Source organism: Paenibacillus glacialis, assembly GCF_001637205.1.
GTDB lineage: Bacteria > Bacillota > Bacilli > Paenibacillales > Paenibacillaceae > Paenibacillus_AQ > Paenibacillus_AQ glacialis.
On sequence record NZ_LVJH01000016.1, the window covers coordinates 22,339 to 45,032 of the forward strand.

24 protein-coding genes are annotated in these 22,694 nt (G+C 39.7%); 17 read left to right on the forward strand and 7 right to left on the reverse strand.

What is annotated here, in order from left to right:
* Window positions 1-44 precede the first annotated feature (44 nt).
* From PGLA_RS09315 to PGLA_RS09325, 3 genes are all read left to right on the forward strand, one after another.
* The gene (locus tag PGLA_RS09315; protein WP_068531877.1) at window positions 45-1,589 is read left to right on the forward strand and encodes a sensor domain-containing diguanylate cyclase; all 1,545 of its coding nucleotides are present in this window, start codon (window positions 45-47) and stop codon (window positions 1,587-1,589) included.
* Between the two features lie 141 nt (window positions 1,590-1,730).
* Window positions 1,731-2,399, forward strand: a complete 669-nt coding sequence (locus tag PGLA_RS09320) for an HAD family hydrolase (protein WP_068531881.1) — start codon at window positions 1,731-1,733, stop codon at window positions 2,397-2,399.
* 14 nt (window positions 2,400-2,413) lie between these two features.
* Window positions 2,414-3,157: an alpha/beta fold hydrolase gene (locus PGLA_RS09325; RefSeq protein ID WP_245699783.1), complete on the forward strand. Its 744-nt coding sequence runs from the start codon at window positions 2,414-2,416 to the stop codon at window positions 3,155-3,157.
* Between the two features lie 89 nt (window positions 3,158-3,246).
* On the opposite strand, the gene PGLA_RS09330 is transcribed toward PGLA_RS09325, so the two are convergent.
* Genes PGLA_RS09330 through PGLA_RS09340 form a run of 3 tightly spaced genes read right to left on the reverse strand, consistent with a single transcriptional unit; the run spans window position 3,247 to window position 6,382 of the window.
* On the reverse strand, window positions 3,247-4,950 hold the full coding sequence (locus tag PGLA_RS09330) for a CotH kinase family protein (protein ID WP_068531886.1): 1,704 nt from the start codon (window positions 4,948-4,950) through the stop codon (window positions 3,247-3,249).
* Between the two features lie 20 nt (window positions 4,951-4,970).
* Window positions 4,971-5,672, reverse strand: a complete 702-nt coding sequence (locus PGLA_RS09335; RefSeq protein WP_068531888.1) for a DUF4956 domain-containing protein — start codon at window positions 5,670-5,672, stop codon at window positions 4,971-4,973.
* Between the two features lie 2 nt (window positions 5,673-5,674).
* The gene (locus PGLA_RS09340) at window positions 5,675-6,382 is read right to left on the reverse strand and encodes a polyphosphate polymerase domain-containing protein (RefSeq protein ID WP_068531890.1); all 708 of its coding nucleotides are present in this window, start codon (window positions 6,380-6,382) and stop codon (window positions 5,675-5,677) included.
* Between the two features lie 255 nt (window positions 6,383-6,637).
* Between PGLA_RS09340 and PGLA_RS09345 the strand changes: the two genes are divergently transcribed.
* From PGLA_RS09345 to PGLA_RS09360, 4 genes are all read left to right on the forward strand, one after another.
* A complete protein-coding gene (locus PGLA_RS09345; protein WP_068531892.1) occupies window positions 6,638-7,873 on the forward strand; it encodes a purple acid phosphatase family protein in 1,236 nt (411 codons plus the stop codon).
* Between the two features lie 195 nt (window positions 7,874-8,068).
* Window positions 8,069-8,671 carry a DUF2087 domain-containing protein gene (locus tag PGLA_RS09350; RefSeq protein ID WP_068531894.1) on the forward strand — a complete coding sequence of 201 codons (603 nt, stop codon included), beginning with the start codon at window positions 8,069-8,071 and terminating at the stop codon, window positions 8,669-8,671.
* 147 nt (window positions 8,672-8,818) lie between these two features.
* Window positions 8,819-9,277, forward strand: a complete 459-nt coding sequence (locus tag PGLA_RS09355) for a cupin domain-containing protein (protein WP_068531896.1) — start codon at window positions 8,819-8,821, stop codon at window positions 9,275-9,277.
* A 93-nt stretch (window positions 9,278-9,370) separates the two neighbouring features.
* Window positions 9,371-9,862: an LURP-one-related family protein gene (locus tag PGLA_RS09360; protein WP_068531898.1), complete on the forward strand. Its 492-nt coding sequence runs from the start codon at window positions 9,371-9,373 to the stop codon at window positions 9,860-9,862.
* A 96-nt stretch (window positions 9,863-9,958) separates the two neighbouring features.
* On the opposite strand, the gene PGLA_RS09365 is transcribed toward PGLA_RS09360, so the two are convergent.
* From PGLA_RS09365 to PGLA_RS09375, 3 genes are all read right to left on the reverse strand, one after another.
* Window positions 9,959-10,171 (reverse strand): hypothetical protein, encoded by a 213-nt coding sequence (locus PGLA_RS09365; RefSeq protein WP_068531900.1) that lies wholly within the window; start codon window positions 10,169-10,171, stop codon window positions 9,959-9,961.
* Window positions 10,172-10,291: 120 nt separating this feature from the next.
* A complete protein-coding gene (locus PGLA_RS09370; protein WP_068531902.1) occupies window positions 10,292-10,723 on the reverse strand; it encodes a threonine/serine exporter family protein in 432 nt (143 codons plus the stop codon).
* A 21-nt stretch (window positions 10,724-10,744) separates the two neighbouring features.
* Entirely contained in the window at window positions 10,745-11,437 is a 693-nt protein-coding gene (locus PGLA_RS09375; RefSeq protein ID WP_425415368.1) for a threonine/serine exporter family protein, read from the reverse strand.
* Window positions 11,438-11,794: 357 nt separating this feature from the next.
* Here PGLA_RS09375 and PGLA_RS09380 point away from each other — a divergent pair, with 357 nt between their 5' ends.
* Genes PGLA_RS09380 through PGLA_RS09390 form a run of 3 tightly spaced genes read left to right on the forward strand, consistent with a single transcriptional unit; the run spans window position 11,795 to window position 13,639 of the window.
* Entirely contained in the window at window positions 11,795-12,199 is a 405-nt protein-coding gene (locus PGLA_RS09380; RefSeq protein WP_068531906.1) for a GntR family transcriptional regulator, read from the forward strand.
* Window positions 12,200-12,209: 10 nt separating this feature from the next.
* Entirely contained in the window at window positions 12,210-12,890 is a 681-nt protein-coding gene (locus PGLA_RS09385; RefSeq protein WP_425415369.1) for an ABC transporter ATP-binding protein, read from the forward strand.
* On the forward strand, window positions 12,887-13,639 hold the full coding sequence (locus PGLA_RS09390; protein ID WP_068531910.1) for a hypothetical protein: 753 nt from the start codon (window positions 12,887-12,889) through the stop codon (window positions 13,637-13,639). Before PGLA_RS09385 ends, PGLA_RS09390 begins: the two co-directional genes overlap by 4 nt.
* Before the next feature lie 73 nt (window positions 13,640-13,712).
* Here PGLA_RS09390 and PGLA_RS09395 read toward each other — a convergent pair whose 3' ends face one another.
* Entirely contained in the window at window positions 13,713-15,452 is a 1,740-nt protein-coding gene (locus tag PGLA_RS09395) for a methyl-accepting chemotaxis protein (protein WP_068531912.1), read from the reverse strand.
* A 310-nt stretch (window positions 15,453-15,762) separates the two neighbouring features.
* Between PGLA_RS09395 and PGLA_RS09400 the strand changes: the two genes are divergently transcribed.
* From PGLA_RS09400 to PGLA_RS09430, 7 genes are all read left to right on the forward strand, one after another.
* Window positions 15,763-16,968 (forward strand): MFS transporter, encoded by a 1,206-nt coding sequence (locus tag PGLA_RS09400; RefSeq protein ID WP_068531914.1) that lies wholly within the window; start codon window positions 15,763-15,765, stop codon window positions 16,966-16,968.
* A 176-nt stretch (window positions 16,969-17,144) separates the two neighbouring features.
* Window positions 17,145-18,314: a glucose-1-phosphate adenylyltransferase gene (locus PGLA_RS09405; RefSeq protein ID WP_068531916.1), complete on the forward strand. Its 1,170-nt coding sequence runs from the start codon at window positions 17,145-17,147 to the stop codon at window positions 18,312-18,314.
* Complete coding sequence (gene glgD, locus PGLA_RS09410; RefSeq protein WP_068531918.1) at window positions 18,311-19,414, forward strand: glucose-1-phosphate adenylyltransferase subunit GlgD; 1,104 nt, start codon at window positions 18,311-18,313, stop codon at window positions 19,412-19,414. The genes PGLA_RS09405 and glgD overlap by 4 nt, the downstream gene beginning before the upstream one ends.
* A gap of 195 nt (window positions 19,415-19,609) precedes the next feature.
* A complete protein-coding gene (locus PGLA_RS09415; RefSeq protein ID WP_068531920.1) occupies window positions 19,610-20,122 on the forward strand; it encodes a mismatch-specific DNA-glycosylase in 513 nt (170 codons plus the stop codon).
* A gap of 155 nt (window positions 20,123-20,277) precedes the next feature.
* On the forward strand, window positions 20,278-20,718 hold the full coding sequence (locus PGLA_RS09420; RefSeq protein WP_068531922.1) for an RrF2 family transcriptional regulator: 441 nt from the start codon (window positions 20,278-20,280) through the stop codon (window positions 20,716-20,718).
* A 177-nt stretch (window positions 20,719-20,895) separates the two neighbouring features.
* A complete protein-coding gene (locus tag PGLA_RS09425; RefSeq protein WP_068531925.1) occupies window positions 20,896-21,546 on the forward strand; it encodes a nitroreductase family protein in 651 nt (216 codons plus the stop codon).
* A gap of 248 nt (window positions 21,547-21,794) precedes the next feature.
* Entirely contained in the window at window positions 21,795-22,685 is an 891-nt protein-coding gene (locus tag PGLA_RS09430; RefSeq protein WP_068531927.1) for an NAD-dependent epimerase/dehydratase family protein, read from the forward strand.
* Window positions 22,686-22,694 lie beyond the last annotated feature (9 nt).

Genomic DNA, 22,694 nt, shown 5'->3' on the forward strand with positions numbered 1-22,694 from the left:
TATAGTATATAAGTTCTACTTAAGTCAATGAAAGAGGTCACACCGTGAGCAAACATAAAGGGATTAAGCTTCGTACTATTCTTGGCATGTTAGTGATAGGATCTGTATTAATAACCGCTATTGCGGGAGGTTATTTGGCATATATAAATAACATGAAATCCTTATCTTCGAGTTATTTAGATAACAACTATCACTACGCTCAGAAGTTATCTTCCAATACTAGCGACTTATTGGACAAGATGCAGAAAAATATATCATTTATTGCTGAGATTGCAGGACAAGAGTCTTTCTCACAGAAGGATCTAGATATTGTATATAGGGGTAATGATCAGTATTTCAATTCTATCGTTATATCGAATTCAAATCGTGAGGTACGGTTTGTGAATCCGGGAGATACGGGAGTTAATGTTGGAACGCTTTTAACATCGGATGCATCTCTTCAAGCCTCTTTACTTAGAAAACCGATGATTTCCGAGCCCTATATAGCCGTATCGGGACGTCTTATCCTCATGGTCTCTGCTCCTATATTTAATGATAGTGGAACCTACATAGGGTTTGCTGGGGGGACATTATACCTGCAAGAGGATAACGCACTAAGCAAGTTGTTAATGGAACATTTCTACGGGAATGGATCCTATGTGTATGTGGCAGATCAGCAAGGACGGCTCATATATCATCCTGTAATTGAACGTGTTAATGAGATTGTAAAGAATAATAAAGTGATTGAAAGAGGATTGTCGGGACAAAGTGGTTCTCAAAGGGTCGTTAACTCAGAGGAGAAATCATTTTTTGCCGGATTTGCGTATGAGCCTATTAGTGAATGGGTAATCGTGTCACAAACACCTACTGCTATCTTGGATAAACCATTACGAGATATGTTATTCAGCTTATTAATGAAGGACATTCCCCTTTTTCTTATTATATTAATTATTGCAGTGCGCGTTTCTTATTATATCTCCACACCACTATACAGACTGGCACAGTTCTCAGAAGAGGCGTTTGACTCTAAAAAAGCGAATCCACCTTCGTTACCGAAGATATCCTCAATTATTTATGATGTGAATCAGCTCCACAAAAGCATGGGGAAATATTTAAATTTATTAAACGAAGAAATTCAAATGGATGGTTTGACGGGTCTAGCCAATCGGAAAACATTCGACTTAAACATACAAGAATGGTATGAAGAGAAAATACCGTTTGCTCTGATTTTGGTGGATATGGACCATTTCAAACAAATTAATGATACTTATGGTCATGCTAGAGGGGATGAGGTTTTAAAGTTTGTTGCTTCTGAACTACGACTTGTGGCTACTCCGGGCGATGTATGTTTTCGTTATGGAGGAGAGGAATTCGGAATCTTAGTCAAATTCGCTGAAAGACATTCCGTGCTTGATATGGCAGAACTTTTACGCAAAAAGATAGCTGAATCGGAATGTCCTATCGAAGGCCAGGGAATTACGATATCGATTGGAGTAGCTTTATCTGATACCTTGTCAGGTGGACCTGAAAAGGTGATAGAGTTCGCAGATCAAGCTCTATATCAATCGAAGAAAGAAGGAAGGAACCGAACAAATATCTATCAAGAATGACAGTAAGAATATAAATAGTCTATCGATTACACGTGGGACCATTCATAGGATGGTCTCTTTTTGAATAGTAGGGCTCTCTATAGGTGTGATATGTTAAGATGTGGATATTCGAAGTGAAATCAAGAAGGAGAGATTCTATCTATGATCAAAGCACTAATCTTTGATTTTGACGGTACTATTATTGATACAGAAACACCGTGGTACGTAGCTTTTCGAGAAGCATACAATGAATATGGCGTTGAGCTGACACAGGAATTGTATTCCCAGTGTGTTGGAACAGATTTAAATAGGTTCGATCCATATGAGTATTTGATAACAGAGAAGAAACTTCCCATTGACCGAGAGGTTTTTAGAAGTTCTATTCATCTCCGTCATAAGGAGCTTATGGACCTTGAGAATATTCGTCCGGGTGTAATAGAGTATCTTGAAGCAGCTAAGGATGCTGGACTTAGAATCGGATTGGCATCAAGCTCTCCCATGAAGTGGGTAGGGAAATATTTAGATCAATTGAATATTCGGCATTATTTCGAGTGTATTCGGACGTCTGAGCATGTAACACATGTAAAGCCTGATCCTGAATTGTATTTACAGACCTTAGAATGTCTTCAAGTGAACGCGGATGAAGCGATTGCGATAGAGGATTCACTGCATGGAGCAAGGGCCGCCGCTGCTGCCGGAATGCATTGTGTGGTCACTCCGAACGAAATGACTAGCTTCATGGAATTCGATTCTGTGTTTCATAGAGCGAATAGTCTTAGTGATGTAAATTTTGTTCAGCTCATTAACCATACATTTAAGGATAGGAGTTAGGGATGACCCTATTTGTGAGTGAATTTGGGGACAAGAGCGGTCCAATGCTTGTATTTATACATGGTGGCGGAGTGAGTGGTTGGATGTGGGATAAGCAGGTGGAGTGTTTTCAAGAACAATACTATATAGTAGTGCCTGATCTACCCAGTCACGGTAAAAGTCGAGCCAAGGAATTTACAACGATCCATGATGCAGCCCAAGATATCGTTGAATTAATACTTGAAAGAGATCATGGACAGCACATTACAATTATTGGGTTTTCTTTAGGTGCGCAAATTGCTCTAGAGGTGTTAAGTATAAGTGGCGTCCGTATTGATCGTGCTATCATTATAAGCGGACTTGTTACACCTATGAAGTTCACTCGTTCGATCACGAAACCGTTAGTTCGCATATCCATGCCTTTAACGAAGAATAGGTTGTTTTCTAAGTTACAAGCTAAGGTATTATATGTAGGAGAAGAATATCTGGAATTATATTATCAGGATTCCTCGCTGATAAGCATGAATGCTCTCCTTAATGTTCTTGATGAAAATATGTCGTATTACATACCCAAGGGGTTCAATCAAGGTAAAGCAAAGGTCTTAGTTCTCGTAGGAGCTAAGGAAAAGAAACCGATATTGAAGTCTTCTGATGTTATTGTTAGTAGCAGTGAATATTGTGAAAGACAGGTTATTCCCAATATTGGACATGGAATCTCATTAGCAAATCCTTCGCTGTTTAACCATATTATGGATACATGGATGAATGAAGAAGGTTAGTTTGGTGGGATGGGAAGTAACAAAAAATAAGCACACCCGATTCTTGGAAAGAAGAAGCGGGTGTGCTTATTTTTTGTTATGTGTATAACTTAGAGTCTCTTACGTTTATAGAAGGTAATGAATATACCAGAAAGGAGAAGGAGAATGAGTGTGATACCGACGGTGATGGCTTCTTTCATAGAACCTTGTGGTTGAGCGCTTTGCTCTCCAAAACCGCCCATGCCTCCACCCATTCCATCTCGACCACCGCCCATACCGCCTCCAGGAAAGCCACCATTTTGGAAATTCCGTCCCTCGGTAGGAATGGTCTGGTTGCCTTGAGCCTGCTGTCCATCGGGAGGGGAAGGTGGCATTCCCTGAGTATTTTGTCCATTAACAGGAGTCGATTGTCCAGCTTGGGTATTTACTTCAGCTGGAGTGGATTGTGCATTGTTACCTGCCATGGCTGGCATATCACGTCCGCCGCCACCTCTCATGCCTCCTCCACCCATACCACCGCCACTTCCTGATCCATCCCCTGAGGACGCAATCGTTCCAGCAAGTTGTTGATCAATATTACTGACTTGCGTGTCATTAATGGATATGAGCTTGGGTACTGCACTTTGATACTCTTCGTAAGTGTAGAAGGAACTTGGATCTTCCTTCACGTAGGACGAGATCATGGCAGAGACTTCCTCGACTCGTTCCTTAAATGTAGCGGAAGACAAGTAACCCTCAGTAACGTCTTTAATGATGTTATGATACATTTCTTTGTACTCATCAACAGCAAGAAGTTTGGCTACGAGAGGTCTATCAGCCAAGTTACCTTGAGTAGGTTCGTCGATCAGAAGATTTGAGCTCCCCAATCCTCCAAATGCCATGTTATAGTCCCATGGAAGAACGGAGAAGACACCGTCATCTTCGTATAAATAATAGTTCTGCTTGTTTCCTCCGATGTAACTGTCTGTGTTGTTCGTTAATACGTTAAGAGCAATGTATTTCAGGGCTTCTTCAACATCTAAATACTTCGCATAATCTGTACCGTTATTCAATTCGTCCAACATATCAATAAGAATATCATCATTGGAAGACTTGGATTTCTGAGCAAGTCCGGTATAAGATGAGATCTTATCATCAATCCAGAGAAGGTCGCTCCCTGTTCCGGTCATTTGTCCTTTGTATAACGCTCCATATGAGTTCCCGAAGTTCGATTCAAGATACTGTTCATCTACTTGCTGTACAGCTAAATAGAATCCATATAACTCATCATTCACATAAACATTCACAAATGAATATCCAGGTGTAGGGAGTCCCATTTGTTCCGCAAGTTCGTAGGTCAGATACTCTCTCATATAACTGGCGTCACTGTAGCCGTTGTTCAGATTTATTTTACTGATACCAAAGAGCGTCTGACTGGATAAATACTCATCAAATGAAAGCTTCAGACTATATCGATCTGAATCATCCATACTGACTACACTTCGCAAGCTTAGATTTCCTTTCGTACGAACGCCTACATTATCGTAATGCATACCATTGTAATCGACAGAGGCGGTTTTAATCTCTTCTGCAGAAGCGTTGTCCTTCATACTCTGAAAATCATCTTTATCAATTGTGATTTTAACATCTACGACTTTGTCCTTAGGGAATACTTTCGTAGATATATTGTCATCAGCCTTAGCGGTATCGATTGTGCTTGAGACTTTGGAGTTTTCTATGCTAGTGGTAGATTTAGTTGTCTCACATCCTACCATGGCTATTACGGTGATGATGGAACAGATGCATAGAAGATGCTTCATCATTTGTGCTTTCATCTTTTCAACACCATCCCATCTTAAGATACATAGTCGCCGCTGTAGCTAATAAGCACGGCATTCTTGACTCCGCTAATGCCAGAAAGCTGATTAATAAAGCTTCCTTCTTTGTCGTTAAGGCGGATTTCCAAAGTGATTTCAATGTTGCCATTTGTCACGGTCTTTTGTTTCACATTAAATCGTTTAACGGATGTGTTAAGTTGTTTGTGAACAGCTATTTCGCTTGTATCTCCGTCACAGCTCACGACAAGTAGATAAGGGGCTTCAATAGAAGTTCTTTTGATAAAGAAGAACATAACTAGACCAACTATAATTGAACCAATAGCTGCTAGGGTGAAGAATCCAGCACCAGATACGATACCAGCTGCTGCAGCCCAGAACAAGAAAATTAGATCTGTAGGATCTTTAATAGGGGTTCTGAAACGTACAATAGAGAGTGCGCCGACCATACCTAGTGATAGTACTAGGTTAGAATTTATAGCAATGATGACCATCGAGGTTACCATCGTCATTCCGATAAGAGAGACGTTGAAGCTTTTAGAATATAAAATACCACTAAATACACGTTTATAAAGAAGGTAGATAAAGAACCCGATAATAAATGAAATTGCCATAGTAATGATTATTTTGGAAATACTAATATCAGATACAAAGTTCTCTGTTACCGATTTTTTTAGGATATCTGTAAAATTAGTTGTAGTATCAGTTGCTGTTGCGCTCATTATTAATAATCCTCCCAAGAGTTGGTTTTTAGAAACTTACGACACATCACGTATTTAGAAGCGGATTGTCTATTTAATCCTTCAAGTTGTAGTGCAAGTCTGATATATTCGGGAATGTATTCGTCGTATTTCACTTCAAGAATAATGAGATTGTCATCAATCGCACGTACACAATGTAAATTTGCGTCGAACATATCCACTTCGTTAAGCCCCGTTCGAAGGTCTTTGTCAAACGTAATGCGAACATTTCCATTCTCACAAACAAAAGGCTCCCGTACATAGTCCACAATAACCTTAGCTCGTAGTAAGTTGTTCTTCATCTCTTCATGCAGTTCAATGAGTAAGGGCTTGTCTGAGTGTCGTAACACTTCATAATTTCCTGATATGAGTTTCTCTGCTATTTCCCTAGTCAGTGGTTCTTTCAATTTAGCGATATAATCTCTAAATTTGATTTTCTTCTCGAAGTGAATAATCCTGTCATCATTATTGTAAATTCGGATTCGGTACTTGGCGCGGTCCCTGATTCCACCTAATTTCTCATGAAGGGCCTTGTTATTAATATCATCAAAGTACAAGCTCCGAATAGCGTATTCTCCAGTAGGTCCAACATGCTTATCTTGTTTAACTAGGTTTTTCAATCTCTGACGAATGATTTGGTACTGGTGTTGATTAATGAAATACTTGAGTTCATGACGATATTTAAGATTCATCGTATTAATTCCACCTCATTTCTTCGTTGCGTTTGAACTCATTGTAGCTTGCTAATCTGATTTTTCTCTGAGCGTAAACTGAATGCGAGCTGAAAATTTTTACACTGCGTTAACAAAGCTGTTTCGCATCGCACGTAGCTCCTTGCACGCGGTGTGGCGTAACATGACGGAGGTCAACCGGATATGATAATAGGAGAAATTGACTATCAGTGCCATTGGACGGTATCGTATTAGAGAAGTTCGGAGGGAGTGAAGATGGTTTTGCGAAAAGAGTTCATATGGTTAACATTGATTGTCTCAGTCATCTTAATGATCGTAGTCGGGATAGAATGGTTGAAGGTAGGTCAATCTGAGAAGCCGAAGTCTTTGGTGACTACGCTGAAGCACTCTGCACAAACAAGTCGGGCTTTTACATGGTATACGGAAAGTCCTAATGCTGCTTCAATATTACAGTTGGTTAAGGGCGCGGATATGAACTTCTATGGACAAGATGTGATTACGATTACGGGATCTACGTCCTCGGTGGATGTAGGAAACAATCATGAACAAGGTGCCCACAAAGCCGAAGCAACTGGACTTGAACCTGGAACTACGTATTCGTATCGTGTGGGGAGTGGGAAGGACAAGGAGTGGAGTATACCAGGAGCATTCATGACAGAATCCAAGGAGGTGGATGACTTCACGTTCATTAATGTGACGGATTCGCAGGGCGTAGTAGAAGCCGATTTTGACCTTTGGGGTAATACGTTGAATAAAGCGTTCGAACAATTTCCAACGGCTCAATTTATCGTCCATAATGGTGATCTAACAGAGGAGCCAGAGGATGAAGTCGCTTGGGATCATTTCTTTGGTAAAGCGACAAAGTGGCTCACGCAAGTGCCATTCATGCCTGTCACTGGTAATCATGATGAAGTGGATGGTGTGGCAGATCGGTATATATCACATTTCAACTTACCGGATAATGGCGCGGAAAATTCTATAGATGGAACAACCTATTCGTTCGATTACGGTTCTGCCCACATTGTCATGTTAAACACAGAGTCTAACATTAAAGAGCAGACCGAATGGTTAGAGAAAGATCTTGCAGGAACGGATAAGCCATGGAAAATTGTTGCCATGCATAGAGGAGCATATGGCGGTAAAAAAAACAATAAAGTAGATGCTTGGGTTTCTGTCTTTGACAAATTCAGCGTAGATCTTGTATTACAAGGCCATAATCATGAATATTCGCGTTCTTATCCTCTACGAGCTGGCAAGGTTGTCGGTGATAGGGGAAACATTGTGAACAATCGTGAAGGCACTGTATATGTGGTTACAAATACAGCAGGGCAGAAATTCAATGAGAAGAAAGTTGATCAATTCTATCATCAGGTACATTTTCAAAATGAGAAGCAGATGTTTGCTGGCGTGAAGATTGAAGCGGACACCTTGACCTTTCAGGCATATGATGTGTCTGGCGAGAAGTTGGACGAATTTGTTATACAGCATTGACGGCGAAGTTAGATAGAGCATACGGCTATCGGACGATCATTGTTTGAATTGAGAAATGTAGAACTTTAAATAACCAGATGACAAAATATGTCTTATGGTTATTTCTGTTGACAATCTTAAACGATGTCACTATTATGTAATTTAACGAGTATATAATTAGATAATCATTAAATTAGAGGGAGAGGTGTTTAATTCATGCAGCTAGATAAGATCGTCAACTATCATAAAGCACTTGCAGATCCGACAAGAATAAAGATTCTGATCATTCTGGCCGAGGGAGAGCGTAATGGTCAAGTATTAGCTGAGAAGCTTCATGTTACGCCAGCTACCATTACTCACCATGCTACAAAGTTACGTGAAGCTAGTCTGATTAACGAGCGTAGAGATAAGAATACGATTTATTTTTCTTTAAATGATTATTTCATCCACAATAATGCGACGGCTATCGTAGAGCTGATTTATAGAAATGTTAGAACAAAGGGAGAGGAAGACGTTATGGAAGAGTCTCATAAGAAATTACAAGTATCCGTAATTAATAATTTCTTTACAGCAGAAGGGAAATTAAAGCAGATACCTGCTCAACTTAAGAAGAAGTTGATTGTTTTGCAACATCTAGTCAGTCAGTTGGAGAACGGGAGAAAGTACACGGAGAAAGAAATTAATAACTTCATTAAACCCATTCACGAAGACTTCGCAACGATTCGCAGAGAATTTATTATGCATCAATTGATGTATAGGGATAATGAGATTTATGAATTAAATCCGAAGGAATTATGGGCAAGGTGGGAGACTCTGTAGTAAAATGAATACCATGGTGTATATATGACGAATTGCCACATCTACATAGATTGAACTAGTAAGTGTAAACTTTAGTTCAATATATCTACATACGATAAGGCAAGGCACTCATCCAATCATAATACAATTGAAATGGGAGAGAAACTTATGACACAACAGCAGTCTCCATTAGTTGAATTATTGAACTTAGAACCACATGTTGAAGGTGGTTGGTGCAAGGAAATATGGAAAGCATCGTATGAAATACCTAAAGCCGTATTAGGTCCAGAATATTCTGGTGCTCGTGCTGCCGCTAGCTCGATCTATTTCTTGCTACATCCAGGTGAAGTCTCTGCATGGCATGTCGTACTATCTGATGAATTGTGGTTGTACCATTCTGGAGGTCCGATCGAACTGACCTTAGGTGGAACAGCTGAGAATCCTGAAGCAGGTGAGAAGATCATTCTTGGGATGGATATTGAGAATGGCCAAGTTCCACAGGCGTTAGTACCTGCAAATGTATGGCAGACTTCGGTAGCAGTAGGAGACGAGCCTGGTTTTGTTACTTGCGTTGTTGCTCCAGCTTTTCACTATGATGATTTCAAACTTGTTGACTCATCGAAGTAGGCAAGAACCCTTAATTTCATTACACATGGAAAGAGCCTACATATATTGTTGTGTAGGTTCTTTGGTTGGTTTATCAAAAAGGGAGAGATAACCATGGAATTATATTTTAAAGATAAATTCTTCAATTCAGGAATCTCAGATATTATGAATCATGATGGAGAAGTAGTAGGCAGTATGGACTTGAAATCCGCCTTTGGTTCTTCTCTAGACGTATTTGGTCATCAAGGGCAGATCGTGTGTACGGGAAAGTTCCGATTACTCTTAAACAGATGGATCATTTCCGATGGAAGAGATAAGCAGCTTGGTGAGTTACGAAGACGAATGAGTTTTCTTACGAAAAAGTACGAATATGATGCAGGAAATAGGGGAGTCTATGAGATTACATCGCCCGTATTTTCGAAAGAATATAGTATACAGAGTAGTAACGGTGAGACTATAGCGTCTTTTGCAAGAACAAGTAGTTGGTTACAAACAGGTGCCTTTCGTTTGCTGAATGATTCTAAGAAATTAGATAGTTATGAACTAGTAGCCGTTGTCATGGGTGTGCATGAAATACAGAAGAGGGACAACAATAATTCAGGTTAGGCGAATAAGAGAACACGTTGGTTGGCCATATATCGAACCGGAATCGGAACATGTCCCGCATTATATCGTGGATGCTTACGAAGAGATTAGTCAGATTTAAATAAAATGAACATAGAAAAAGGAATCGCTGCTGTCGTGGGCTGGATTCCTTTTATATTTATTATGGAGTTGTGTACGTTTCTGTTGTAGTGTTGGCGTTGTTTTCATGATGGGATTAATACCTAGCCATGATCCTCGTAGTAACTCTGGATTAACCTTACCTTGTTGTTCGAGTTTTTGTCTTTGTTTCTTTGCTTTGCTTAATGACATATTCGTGTTCCTCCTTAGAATTGAACTTCTCTCCTATTATACGTCTTATTTGGATTTTGGCCAAACGAACAATCATAACAAACAAGCAGACATCTAGAGTAGACGTCAGCTTGTTTTATGTTAAGGGAGAGGATTCTTCTTACGTATGGTTTGATTTAATACCTCTGATAGGATGAGTCCTAAGGCAATGGATCCAGAAAGCATAAAGGCTTGAACGGCGAAGTGAACGGCTTCGTTGTAATCATTCTGTACGAATCTACGCATCGCATTATACGCTAGTCCACCAGGAACCAATGGAATGATACCAGACACGCTAAAGATAATAACCGGCATCTTATAATATTTCGCAAATGTTTGGCTGATCACCCCAACGAGGAAAGTGGCCGCAAGCGTAGCTAGTATAGAGTCAACGTCGTATTCAAGAAGCAGAATATAAGCCATCCAACTGATCATACCTACTAGGCCGCACTGGATAAGGGATCTCTTGGGCGCGTTAAAGAGTATAGCAAAGGCTGCGGTAGCAATGAAACACGTGACTAATTGTGCAATCATGATTGGTTGACCTCTTTCAATTTAAAAAATGATAAATACAACCGCAATTCCAGTTCCAATTGCAAAAGCTGTTAGGAATGCCTCAGCTCCCCTGGATAACCCAGATACGAGATGCCCCGCCATTAAATCACGTACTGCATTCGTGATGAGTAAACCAGGCACTAGTGGCATGACGGAACCAATGATAATTTTATCTAATGATTGTCCAATTCCTGCAGAGGTGAGTAAGAATGAGACGATTCCAATGAGAAAGGAAGCCATCAACTCGGCGAAAAATTTGACCCTTACTAAATGATGAAAGTAAATTAATGCGCAATAACCTAATCCTCCACAGATCATACCCGGTATGAAATCAAGCCATTTGCCTTGAAACATAATCGTAAAACAACCACTTGCAATTGAAGCCGCAATAATTTGAAGCCATATGGAGAACGCATGAGCCTCAATATCCACCTGATGGAGTAGGGTGTATGCTTCTTGAACAGATATTTCTCCAGTACTTAGCTGCCTTGAAATGCTATTTACAGCTACCACCTTTCGAAGATCCGTTGTTCGTGTCACAATTTGGATCAATTGGGCAGATCCAGCCTTATCTAGTTGGAAAATAATACCTGTAGGTGTCACGTAGCTGTTTGAATTGGTAAATCCAAATGAGGATGCAATACGTGCCATAGTATCCTCTACTCGATATGTTTCTGCGCCACTTCTAAGCATAATTTTACCAGCTAAGAGGCATACACCAATGACTTCGTAAGTCGGTTGTTCAAGCTTTATTTCCAAGTCGTATCTTCTCCCCTAGGATGATATCATGTCGGATAATATGGAACATTTTTCCCTAAATACAGAGACATTATATCATGAGAGAAATATAAAACGGAATACATAGCACGTAGGTGATCATTCAGTTCATGTGTAGTTCATTAACTTGTAACTTGGATGGGCTATTGTGCAAGTAAAAATTTGTTTTAAAAATTTTTTTTTGGATAATGGGCAAAAATCACTTTACAACACCACAATCATAGTGTACTATTTAGCTATGACAGTAACACTGTGGAAGGAGATATGCCAATTGTGAGTATTGAATTTGATAATAATCTGCCGATCTATTTACAGATCATGAATTACATCAAGAGACAGATCGTAACAGGCACACTGAAGTCTGGAGACAAAATATTGTCGGTTCGTGAATTGGCAGCTGAATTACAGATTAATCCGAATACGATTCAGCGCACCTTTCAGGAACTAGAGCGAGAAGAGATTGTTGAGACGAGACGTGGTCTCGGAAGATACGTGACAAGTGAGGAATCTAAAATTATGGGGATTAAGAAGGAAATGGCAGGCGAGTTGTTAGATCGATTTATAAACGGTATGCAGGAACTTGGATTTGCAGAGCAAGACATCGTATCTATTGTTGCTGAGGCGGTAACGGAAGTCCCTGAACCAGATCAAGACAGAGGAGTGAATCATCGTGAGTAGCCTATTGCAAATGAATGACATAACTAAATCTTACGGTTCCAAGCATGCATTAAATGACGTATCTCTTGAGATTGGACCGGGGAAGATCGTAGGGCTACTTGGGAGTAATGGAAGCGGGAAGAGTACGCTCATGAAGATGGTCTCTGGGTTGGTACAACCAACCAGAGGAACACTAACTGTTGCGGGGATACCCGTAGGATTGAAGAGTAAAGGGCTAGTATCTTTCATGCCTGATCGACCTTTGACAGAATCATGGATGAAGGTGCGAGATGCCATTGTCTTTTTTCAAGATTTCTATGATGATTTCGATATTGCAAAGGCTCGTGAAATGCTTCAATTCATGAAGTTAAATGAAAGTGATCGTGTTAACGTATTGTCGAAGGGGATGAATGAACGCTTACAGCTCACGTTGGCATTATCACGTGATGCGAAGTTATATTTACTTGATGAGCCGATTGGTGGAGTAGATCCGGTCGCCCGAGGCAAAATATTAGATGCGATTGTAGAGTACTACAATGAAGATAGTAGCATTATTATCTCGACTCACCTTGTTCGTGATATTGAGCGGATCTTTGATGAAGTGATCTTCATCCGCGAAGGAGAGATTGTCATGCAAGAAGAAGTAGAGAATATACGGATTAAATATGGAAAAAGCGTAGATGACATGTTTAAAGAGGTGTATGCAGAATGATGAAATTATTGAAATATGACTTTAAACGAAATAGTGCGAAGATATTAGGAGTTGCTGTTGTACTCATTCTTGCCCAGATATCGATGATGCTGTTCATTAGTAACAATACGTTATTAGTAGTGCTCACAATGCTTGCTTATATGATCGCTGGAGTGATTCTGTTTATAACGCCGATCCGCACCTATAGTTATAATCTCAAAGCCTATCACCGAAAACTATTACCTTTGCATACGTTGAAGTCTATTTTTTCACCTATTGCGATGGGTTGTATATGTTTGTTGATATTGGGCCTTATTGCGCTCATTCACGGCTATGTATACCTTACGGTTTATGAAAATTCACGAATATTAGATATCATTAAAATGTATCCTGTAGATACTATTATTGCTCTAATTAATGTGATTTGGCTGATCATTCATATTCTAATTATAATCTTTTTAGCGATCACAATTGCAGCTAGTATTCGAATAAAAGGTAGCTTTTGGATCGGGATTGTGATCTTTTTCATTATCGTGAATGGGCTATCTTGGATAGAAAATTTACTTTTTGGAGGGTCTGATTGGGGATCCTTCGGAGTAATCTCAGAAGGAAGCTCTAATTCTACAATGAATGGTATAGTTTCAAATGTGAATTTCATACCGTCATCTCATACAGGAGAAATGATAGGTTCGTTCATCTTTGAGTTGGTATGCTCTGTAGCTTTCTTGTACATTATGGTGAAACTTATTGACCGGAAAGTAGAAGCATAATAACAGAAGTAAGTATAATAAGAACCGGCCTCACACGCAGCTAACTTGCGTTTGAGGCCGGTTTCTTATTTAGTTACACCGTAAAAGCGGCTGTATTTTCTTTTAAATGAGTTGAGGCATCTTTTAATGTCTGAGTTACTTCAACCAACTGCTCAGAAATTCGATTCTGATCTTGAGAAATGTCACTTACATGTTCCATACGCGTGTTGACTTCAGAGGAAGAAGTAGATAATAACTCTACTGAAGTGACGATATGACTCATGCTGCTAGATATCTCAACAATCGCTACGGTAATTTCACTAACTTGACCAGCTAAAGTGGAACTTTGGGACTCCAGTTCGTGGAATGTGGTGCTAGATTCTTCGGAAATGTCCTTCGTCTCCTGAATGACACTTGAGAAGGTTTCTAGACTTTGACCACATGATTTCATATTCGAATGTATAAGTACTAAGTCTTTATTAATTTCCTCAGATAGTGATTTAGTATTCTCCGATAGCTTACGAATTTCATCAGCGACGACGGCAAAACCTCTACCATGCTCACCAGCTCTAGCTGCTTCAATAGAAGCATTCAGGGACAATAGACTCGTCTGTGTATTCATATCTTGAATACCGGTAAGGGTATGTTCAATATGTTTGTATCTCTCAGTCATCGTATCAAATACTGTCATTAATTGTTCGAACTCTTTTCCTGTCCGATCCACTAACTTCACTACTTCCGTCATACGTCCTAATCCAATTTGCGAAGAAACCTTCATGGTTTGCATGTTGCTATTAATATACTCACTGGATGCCGTGATTTGCTGCGTACTAGCAGATACTTGCTCCGTGACGGCGGATATCGATGTTGTCTCGTCAAGTTGAGAAGAAAGTACTGGCATACTGCTTTCAATCTCTTTCTTCACTGAAAGGGAAGCATTTTTATTATCCTGGGCAATATTCTCCATGCGTTGGGATAGTTCCAATACATTCTTGCTCACATCGATCGTGGATTGAATGGTATTGCGAAGGTTATCTCCCATGATGGATAGTGTCTGGTCAATCATACCGAACTCATCCCCACGATTTAAAGAGCCATCATAGGTGAAGTCATTGCTCTGATAGGAAGTAATTCGCTTCATAATCCCTGCTAATCCCGTACGGACTTTAGTAATAAAGTTCATAATGATTAAGAAGGGGAGAACGAGTAAGAGGATGCTGCTAATATACATGGCTGTATTGGCTTTGGATACATTTTTGGTTAGAGCTTTTTGGTTCGCTTGTATTACATCTTCGAATTTAGTATTCAACATGGATCTGCTCTCTAAGAGCACCGAAGAGTAAGTATTCAACAATTTTTGCTTCAATATACTCTTCATCACATCGGGTTGGTCTAATGTGATCTGAGGATGAACCTCTGCCAATGTGGCATAGACCATATCCAGAATTTTAATATAATTTAGAAACTTAACATCTTCCAGATTCAAAGATTCGTCGAAAGCTTTAAATTGTACATTTAGTGTCGCCAAATCGTTCGGAAGGGCTAGAACATCATCGTTCAGACGTTTTAGAAGATCTTTATTTCCTGTCTCTAATGCATCGATCATCCATAATAAATCTCGTTGTAGCTTATCAGATATGACTAGATAGTCTTTTTCTTGTTTAGATGCGGCTTCTAAAGACTTGATTTCCCTGGCAACTCCATGGTTTTGAGTAATAATGGTGACTGCTGCTCCAGCACTTACTAACATGATTAAGACTAACATTATGATGAGTTGTTGGGTGATTTTTAGACTCTGTTGATAAGTCTTTAGCTTCTTGACAAGTGTTTGCATAATTTGCTCTCCCTATATAGGTCTATTTATCTAGCTACTCAAATAATATCGGACAAAATTTTCCTAATAGTTAGTTTATTTTTATTGGAAAATTAATACATGTGTATGAAGAGTGTCGGAATCTTTATGGGATTCTTACTTCATTTAAATTATCTGGAGACAACACTGAAATCGAAGGGGTAGCAATAGGATAGAGATTGTATCGGAATAGGAGTAGAATAGTACCTAATGTTACCAACCGTGAAGAGACTCTTTCATATAACTTAAGAGCAGCAAGGTACATAAGGATGATATGAAAGGAAGTGTGAGCGTGCAATATTCTTGGAAACGGAATTTAGTTGTACTCTGGATAGGTGTCTTTTTTTGTAGTACAGCGTATTCGATCTCGATCCCCTTTCTTCCCATATTTCTGAATACAGAGCTTGGTGTGGATACCAATATAGAGATTTGGTCGGGATTAGCTTTCGGCATTACATTTCTAGCTAGTGCTTTAATTTCTCCATTCTGGGGGTCGCTAGCAGATAAATATGGTCGTAAGCCAATGTTAATTCGCTCGGGGTTTAGTCTAGCAGCCTTATACTTATTGAATTATTTCGTTACGGATCCTTATTGGTTCTTAGTCGTGAGAATTCTACAAGGATTACTAGCTGGATTCGTCCCTGCTGCTATTGCTTTGGTAGCAACGAATACGCCAGAAGATAAGACAGGATATGCACTTGGGATTATGTCTACTTCTGGAGCGACCGGTAGTATTATTGGTCCCCTTATTGGCGGCTTTGTAAGTCATTATTACGGGAACAGGAATGCCTTTCTATTCTCAAGTATCATTGTGTTAGTCTCTGCACTCATTGCAACCTTTTTTGCCAAAGAACATAATTTCAATCGTACTGCAGTCCGTTCACATGTAAGGGATGATCTTAAGATGGCTGCAAAGAATAGCCCATTTATGACATTGATGGGGCTCGTGTTCATCACAACGTTCTCGATCATGATCTTAGAACCTCTCATTACGGTCTATGTCATGGAGATGGGGGTTACGAAGGCCAATGCTTCAATTACCTCAGGCATTATTTTCTCAGCGGTTGGGATTGCAACGATTATTATGGCTCCACAGTGGGCGAAAATTGGTAGACGGATTGGATATGGTAAAGTGTTATTTCTTGGCCTAATCGGCGGAGGATTGGGGAATGTACTACAATTTTTTGTGACAGGTTATATTGGGTTTGGTGTGCTTCGATTTGGATATGGTTTATTCTTTGCTGCTGTCTACCCCACGATCAATGCAATGATAGTAAATGTAACAGATTCGAGCTTTCGTGGCAGGGCCTTTAGTCTAAATCAATCGGTATCTCAGATGGCTACGATGGCAGGGCCAATTATTGGTGGATTGTTAGGGGCTTGGTTACCTATTCGGTGGATATTCATTATAAATGGATTGGCATTGATTGGATCAGCGATGCTTGTGAGATCAAAAATGTTGAAACGACAAGTCAATCATCCCCAAAGTGAATCATAGATCGATATTCTTAGACTTTTCAAAATAAGATGTAACAATAAATAATGTCTGGCAGGAGAACAATGCTGCCAGACATATTCTTGTCCAATTTTTCATATATATATTGAACTAAAGCCGAGTAACTTCAGTTCAATCTATTAAGAAGGGATCCATTTCTTGAGAGGGAGGGACATGTCTTGAAGAATAAAGAATGTATAGCCATGCTATTAGCTGGAGGCGAGGGTAAACGCTTAGGAAAGCTTACCAAGAAGATAGCTAAACCTGCCGTGTTTTTTGGTGGTAAGTATCGGATTATCGATTTCACACTTAGTAATTGCACGAATTCTGGTATAGATACCGTTGGTGTACTCACACAATATCATCCTCAAGTATTGAATCATTATATTGGTATTGGAAAACCATGGGATTTAGATCGGAAGGAAGGCGGCGTGTCGATTCTACCTCCATTTATCAAGCGAAAGGGTGGTGACTGGTACAAGGGGACAGCGGATGCCATCTATCAGAACATGGATTATATTGAACAATACAATCCTGAATATGTCCTCATCATATCCGGAGACCACATTTATAAAATGGATTACGAGCGCATGTTACATTTTCATAAAGAACAGAAGGCAGATGCAACGATTGCGGTCATTGAAGTGAGTTGGAAAGAAGTGAATCGTTTCGGAATTCTAAGTGTTGATGACAACCATAGCGTGACTGATTTTATAGAAAAACCAGAAATTACGACGAGTAATCTTGCTTCCATGGGGGTGTATATTTACACGTGGAAGACGCTTAAACAATATTTGGAGAATGATGCATCCCAATCGAAATCCAGTCATGACTTCGGTAAAGATATTATACCTGCGATGTTGAATGATGGTATACAGTTATCGGCGTACCCTTTCGAAGGGTACTGGAAGGATGTTGGGACCATTGATAGTCTGTGGGAAGCGAATATGGACCTATTAGATGATGAGACGACATTGAAGCTCAAAGATCGCAAATGGCGTATTTATACGCTCAATCCGAATCAACCGCCCCAGTATATCGCAGCTTCCGCAGTCATTTCTAATTCCCTTGTAAATGAAGGGTGTATTGTATTTGGTGAAGTGAAGCATTCGGTATTATTTTATGGCGTAGAGATTGGAAAAGGGAGTGTCATTATCGATTCTGTTATTATGCCCAATGCTAAGATTGGAAATCATGTTACGATTTACAAAGCAATCGTTGGTGAAGGTTCCATCATTGGGGATGGAAGTGTCGTTGGCTCACCTGACAGTGAAGAAGTAACTCTAGTAGGTAACCATGAATCTATTCCTTCCGAATTCTTGTCGGTAAAGGAGCAGATGGGGATATGAAGAATGTGATGGGCATTATAAACATGGTAAATGAGCCCAATCAGTTGGAAGAACTTACGTATCACCGAAATATCGGATCTGTTCCTTTTGCAGGGCGGTACCGTCTAATTGATTTTATATTATCTAGTATGGTTAATTCTGGTATAACAAATGTCGGTATATTCACACACACGAAATATCGTTCATTAATGGATCATTTAGGATCGGGGAAAGAATGGGATTTAGATCGTAAGAGGTCCGGACTATTTATCCTCCCTCCTATGAAAGAAGGATTGGATCCAACCAACGGAGATTTACACACTTTAAATGCACATAGGGATTATTTACATCGAAGTAGTGAGGAGTATGTGTTAATTACACGCAGCTACATGGTATGTAACATCGACTTCAATGGATTACAGGAATTTCATAATAGCAATAAAGCGGATATCACTGTGGTATATAAAGAGACAAATGACATCGATTCATTCTCCACACGAATTGGAATGGATGATAAAGGTAAAGTGATCTCCATGTGGGAACCGAATGCGTCACCGCATGGTGATAAAGTGTCGATGGAAATGTTCTTTCTGAAGAAAAGTCTACTGCTAGATTTGATAGAAACCTCGTTGGCCAAAGGTCATCATAGCCTCATGAAAGATGCGATCCGAACAAATATGGGTCGATTAAACATATATGGATATGCGTATCAAGGATATCTAGGCGTTATTAATACGCTGAATAGCTATTACAGGCACAGTATGAATCTTCTGAATCCAAATGTCTGGAGAGAGTTATTCTTTAGGCCGGGTCTTATATATACGAAGATAAAGGATGAGCCTCCAACTCGACATCATGATGGCGGTCATACAAGTAACTCTATGGTGGCAAATGGATGTGTGATTGAAGGGGTCGTTACGAACTCCATTCTTTTTCGCGGGGTACATATATGTAAAGGTGCATCTGTGAAAAATAGTATTATCATGCAAAATGGTGTGATCCATGAAAATGCCGCAATTGAACATGCTATTATCGACAAAGATGTTATTATCAAAGCTGAGAGAACGTTAATAGGTCATGAGCGAGCGCCATTTATTGTCGTGAAGCGGAAAGTAATATAATTGAAAATTGGAAATAATAGAACCACCTACCTAATGACATCATTGTCTTTAGGCCGGTGGTTTTGTTGTTGCTGGTAATGAATGAATACCCAACTCCTCTATGAGCGGAAGAAGCCTTGTAATTACTGTTCAGGAGCTAATCGATTTGATACGATAGATATTAAAGTCAATTAAATTCTAATTGGAGGTAGGCTTATGTTAGAGATACCCGATCATCTAGACTATGGTCTATCCATCGTATTTATCGGATTTAACCCAAGCATACGCTCTGGGGAAGTCGGTCATCATTATGCTAATCCTCGTAATAACTTCTGGAGAATTCTTCAACGATCAGAGTTAACTCCACGTCTGTATGAGGCTTATGAGGATCAGGATCTGCTCAAGTTAGGGTATGGATTCACCAATATTGTGTCTCGGCCTACACGAGGTATGGATGATATAACACGGGAAGAATATGCAGAGGGACGAAAGATTCTTCATGCTAAATTGTGCAAGTACCAGCCGAAAGTCGCTTGTTTTGTAGGAAAAGGGGTCTACACGGAGTATAGTTGTACATCTAAAGTAGATTGGGGATTTCAACCTGAATCCGTTGTGGATGAAATCTATGAGTTTGTTGCACCTTCATCGAGTGGTCTTGTCCGCATGCCGATGAATGAGATCATTGGTATATATGAACAGCTTCAGCGGTTCATTGCTGAAGGAGAATAGACAGGAGCCTCTACTATTGAATAGGGACAGCTTAAGCGGAGATTCCATTAAGAGATAGAAAGGTTATAGCCCAAGGAACCAAAGTGGACGAACTGTAAGTCTATTTGTTAGAATGATGATACATCAAAGACTGAAATTGAAAGGTGAGATCAACAATGGTAAAAGAACGCATGACGGGATCGCCCGAGTATAAATCATTTGGTCTTGCTGTACAGGCATTAGTAGTACTAGCGAATAATCAAGGAGATACTTGTCCTAGTTGTTATATTGCAGAGACGTTGCATTCAGAAGCAACGTTGCTAAGACGTATATTAGCTAATCTGGTACGTGAGAATATTTTAGAGACACGTGAGGGCAGAGAAGGTGGTTATATACTGAAGAAAGATCCCGCCTTACTTACATTGGCAGAGGTCTATAGAGCACTTGAGGTCGGAGAAGCGCAATTCAAGACGATGTTACATACGACTTGTGAGAATAAACTTGGTATGCAGATAAGAGCCGATTTCACAAAAATATTGGGTGAAGTGGATCAAAGCATACTAGATGCATTGGAGAAATATACTATCGCAGATTTAGCGCAAAAAGAAGGGTATTGACAAGAGTTATTTTTATGTTTTATACTGTGCAATATAAAGTAACAGTTGGTCAAAATTGAACCTGATGAACCTTGTGGCAATACAGATCAGCGGAGATTTTTTTTTTGGATTTAACTGTGTGTATAATTACACAGAATTATAAAAAAAGAACTTACAATTGGATATGGAGGAAATATAATGACAAATACAGTATTGCAAGTAGAGAAGGATTTCAATGCGGTGATTAGAGAACGACATTCAGTAAGAAAGTATGATCCATCTTGGAAGATTTCACAAGAGGAAATCAATGAGATTTTGTCTGATGCGATTCTGGCACCTTCTTCCTCTAACCTTCAGCCATGGAGATTTATCGTTATTCAAGATCAAAGTTTAAAGGAACAATTGCTTCCTATTGCTAATAATCAACAGCAGATCATTGATGCTTCCGCTGTAATTGCAGTGATTGGTGATTTAGATGCTTATGAGAATGTGGAGAAGATTCACGGAATTGCAGTAGATGCTGGCGTGATGACACCTGAAATCAAAGATATGATGGTGACAAACACGATGAAGGTGTATCCAAACGTTGGTGCTGAGAAACGTAAAGAGATTGCACTGGTTGATGGTGGTTTGGTCTCGATGCAACTTATGCTCGCTGCAAAAGCTAAAGGATATGACACGGTAGCTATGGGTGGCTATAATGCTGTTCAGTTCAAAGAATTGTTCAATATTTCGGAGCGTTATACGACGGTGATGCTAATCGCATTGGGAAAAGCAGCAACAGAGGCACGTCCAAGCGTACGTTTACCGCTCGAAGATGTAACTTCATGGAACGAATTTAAGAATTAAAGTAGTAATCATAAATAAACAATACAAATGAATAACGGAAATGTTCTCAAACGAACGCGACAAAAGGATTTCGACCTTTGTCGCGTTTTTTGTTGAATGCTAAATAATATCGAGTCTGAAAGCTTAGGAGTTGTTCACTTCTTCCCTAATTGAGATTATTCTGATTGACAAAATAAAAAGGTTACTAAATAATGTAATTAATACATTAGTTACTAAATTAATTAATTATGAAAAAAAGGGGGATTGTAATGAAAGTATTCATTACAGGAATTACAGGGTATGTCGGATCAGTAATAGCTCAATATTTCTTAACCCAAGGGTATCAGGTTTCTGGACTCGTAAGGTCACAAGAGAAAGCTGAGCAATTACTTAAGATGAGGATAGTCCCGATCATAGGTGATCTAGCGGATTTATCATTGTTAGAGGAAAGTGTAAAGAAAGTCGATGGTGTCATTCATACGGCAATATCACATACTCCGGACATGGAGGAGCTGGACGTATCGGCAGTTAAATCAATGTTAGATGGGTTAGAAGGTAGTGGGAAACCATTCATTTATACAAGTGGAACCTTACTCTACAACGATACCTTTCAGTATATCGTTGACGAAGACTCGGATCCCAATCCCTTACCATTTCTGAAATGGAAAGTTAATCAGGAAAAAGAAGTATTGGCAGCTTCTCAACGCTTTATCCGTACGATCGTAATTCGTCCGACGCTAGTGTATGGACGTGGGGGAGGATTAGTTCAAGCAACGATTAGAAGAGCGATGCTATCTCAATCTGCTTACTATATAAACGATGGGCACAACGCGTGGTCAACCATTGATGTTGATGACTTGGCGCACCTGTACCTCCGAGCTTATTCGCAGGCACAACCTGGTTCGCTATTTAATGCAACATCAAGGGAAATGATTACGATGAAAGAGCTCATGACAGCTGTTGGGAAAATAGCAGGGATAGATAAAATTGAATCGTGGAGCTATGAAGACGCGGTTAAAGCTATTGGACCTGCGGCTTGGGGAGCCAGTATTAATCAAAGGATATCTGGATTAAGAGCTGAGCAGCAACTACAATGGAGCACCTCTGCGCGATCGATTCTCAAAGAGATTGAAAAAGGATCTTATAAGGTTGAAGTATGAGGCCAATGC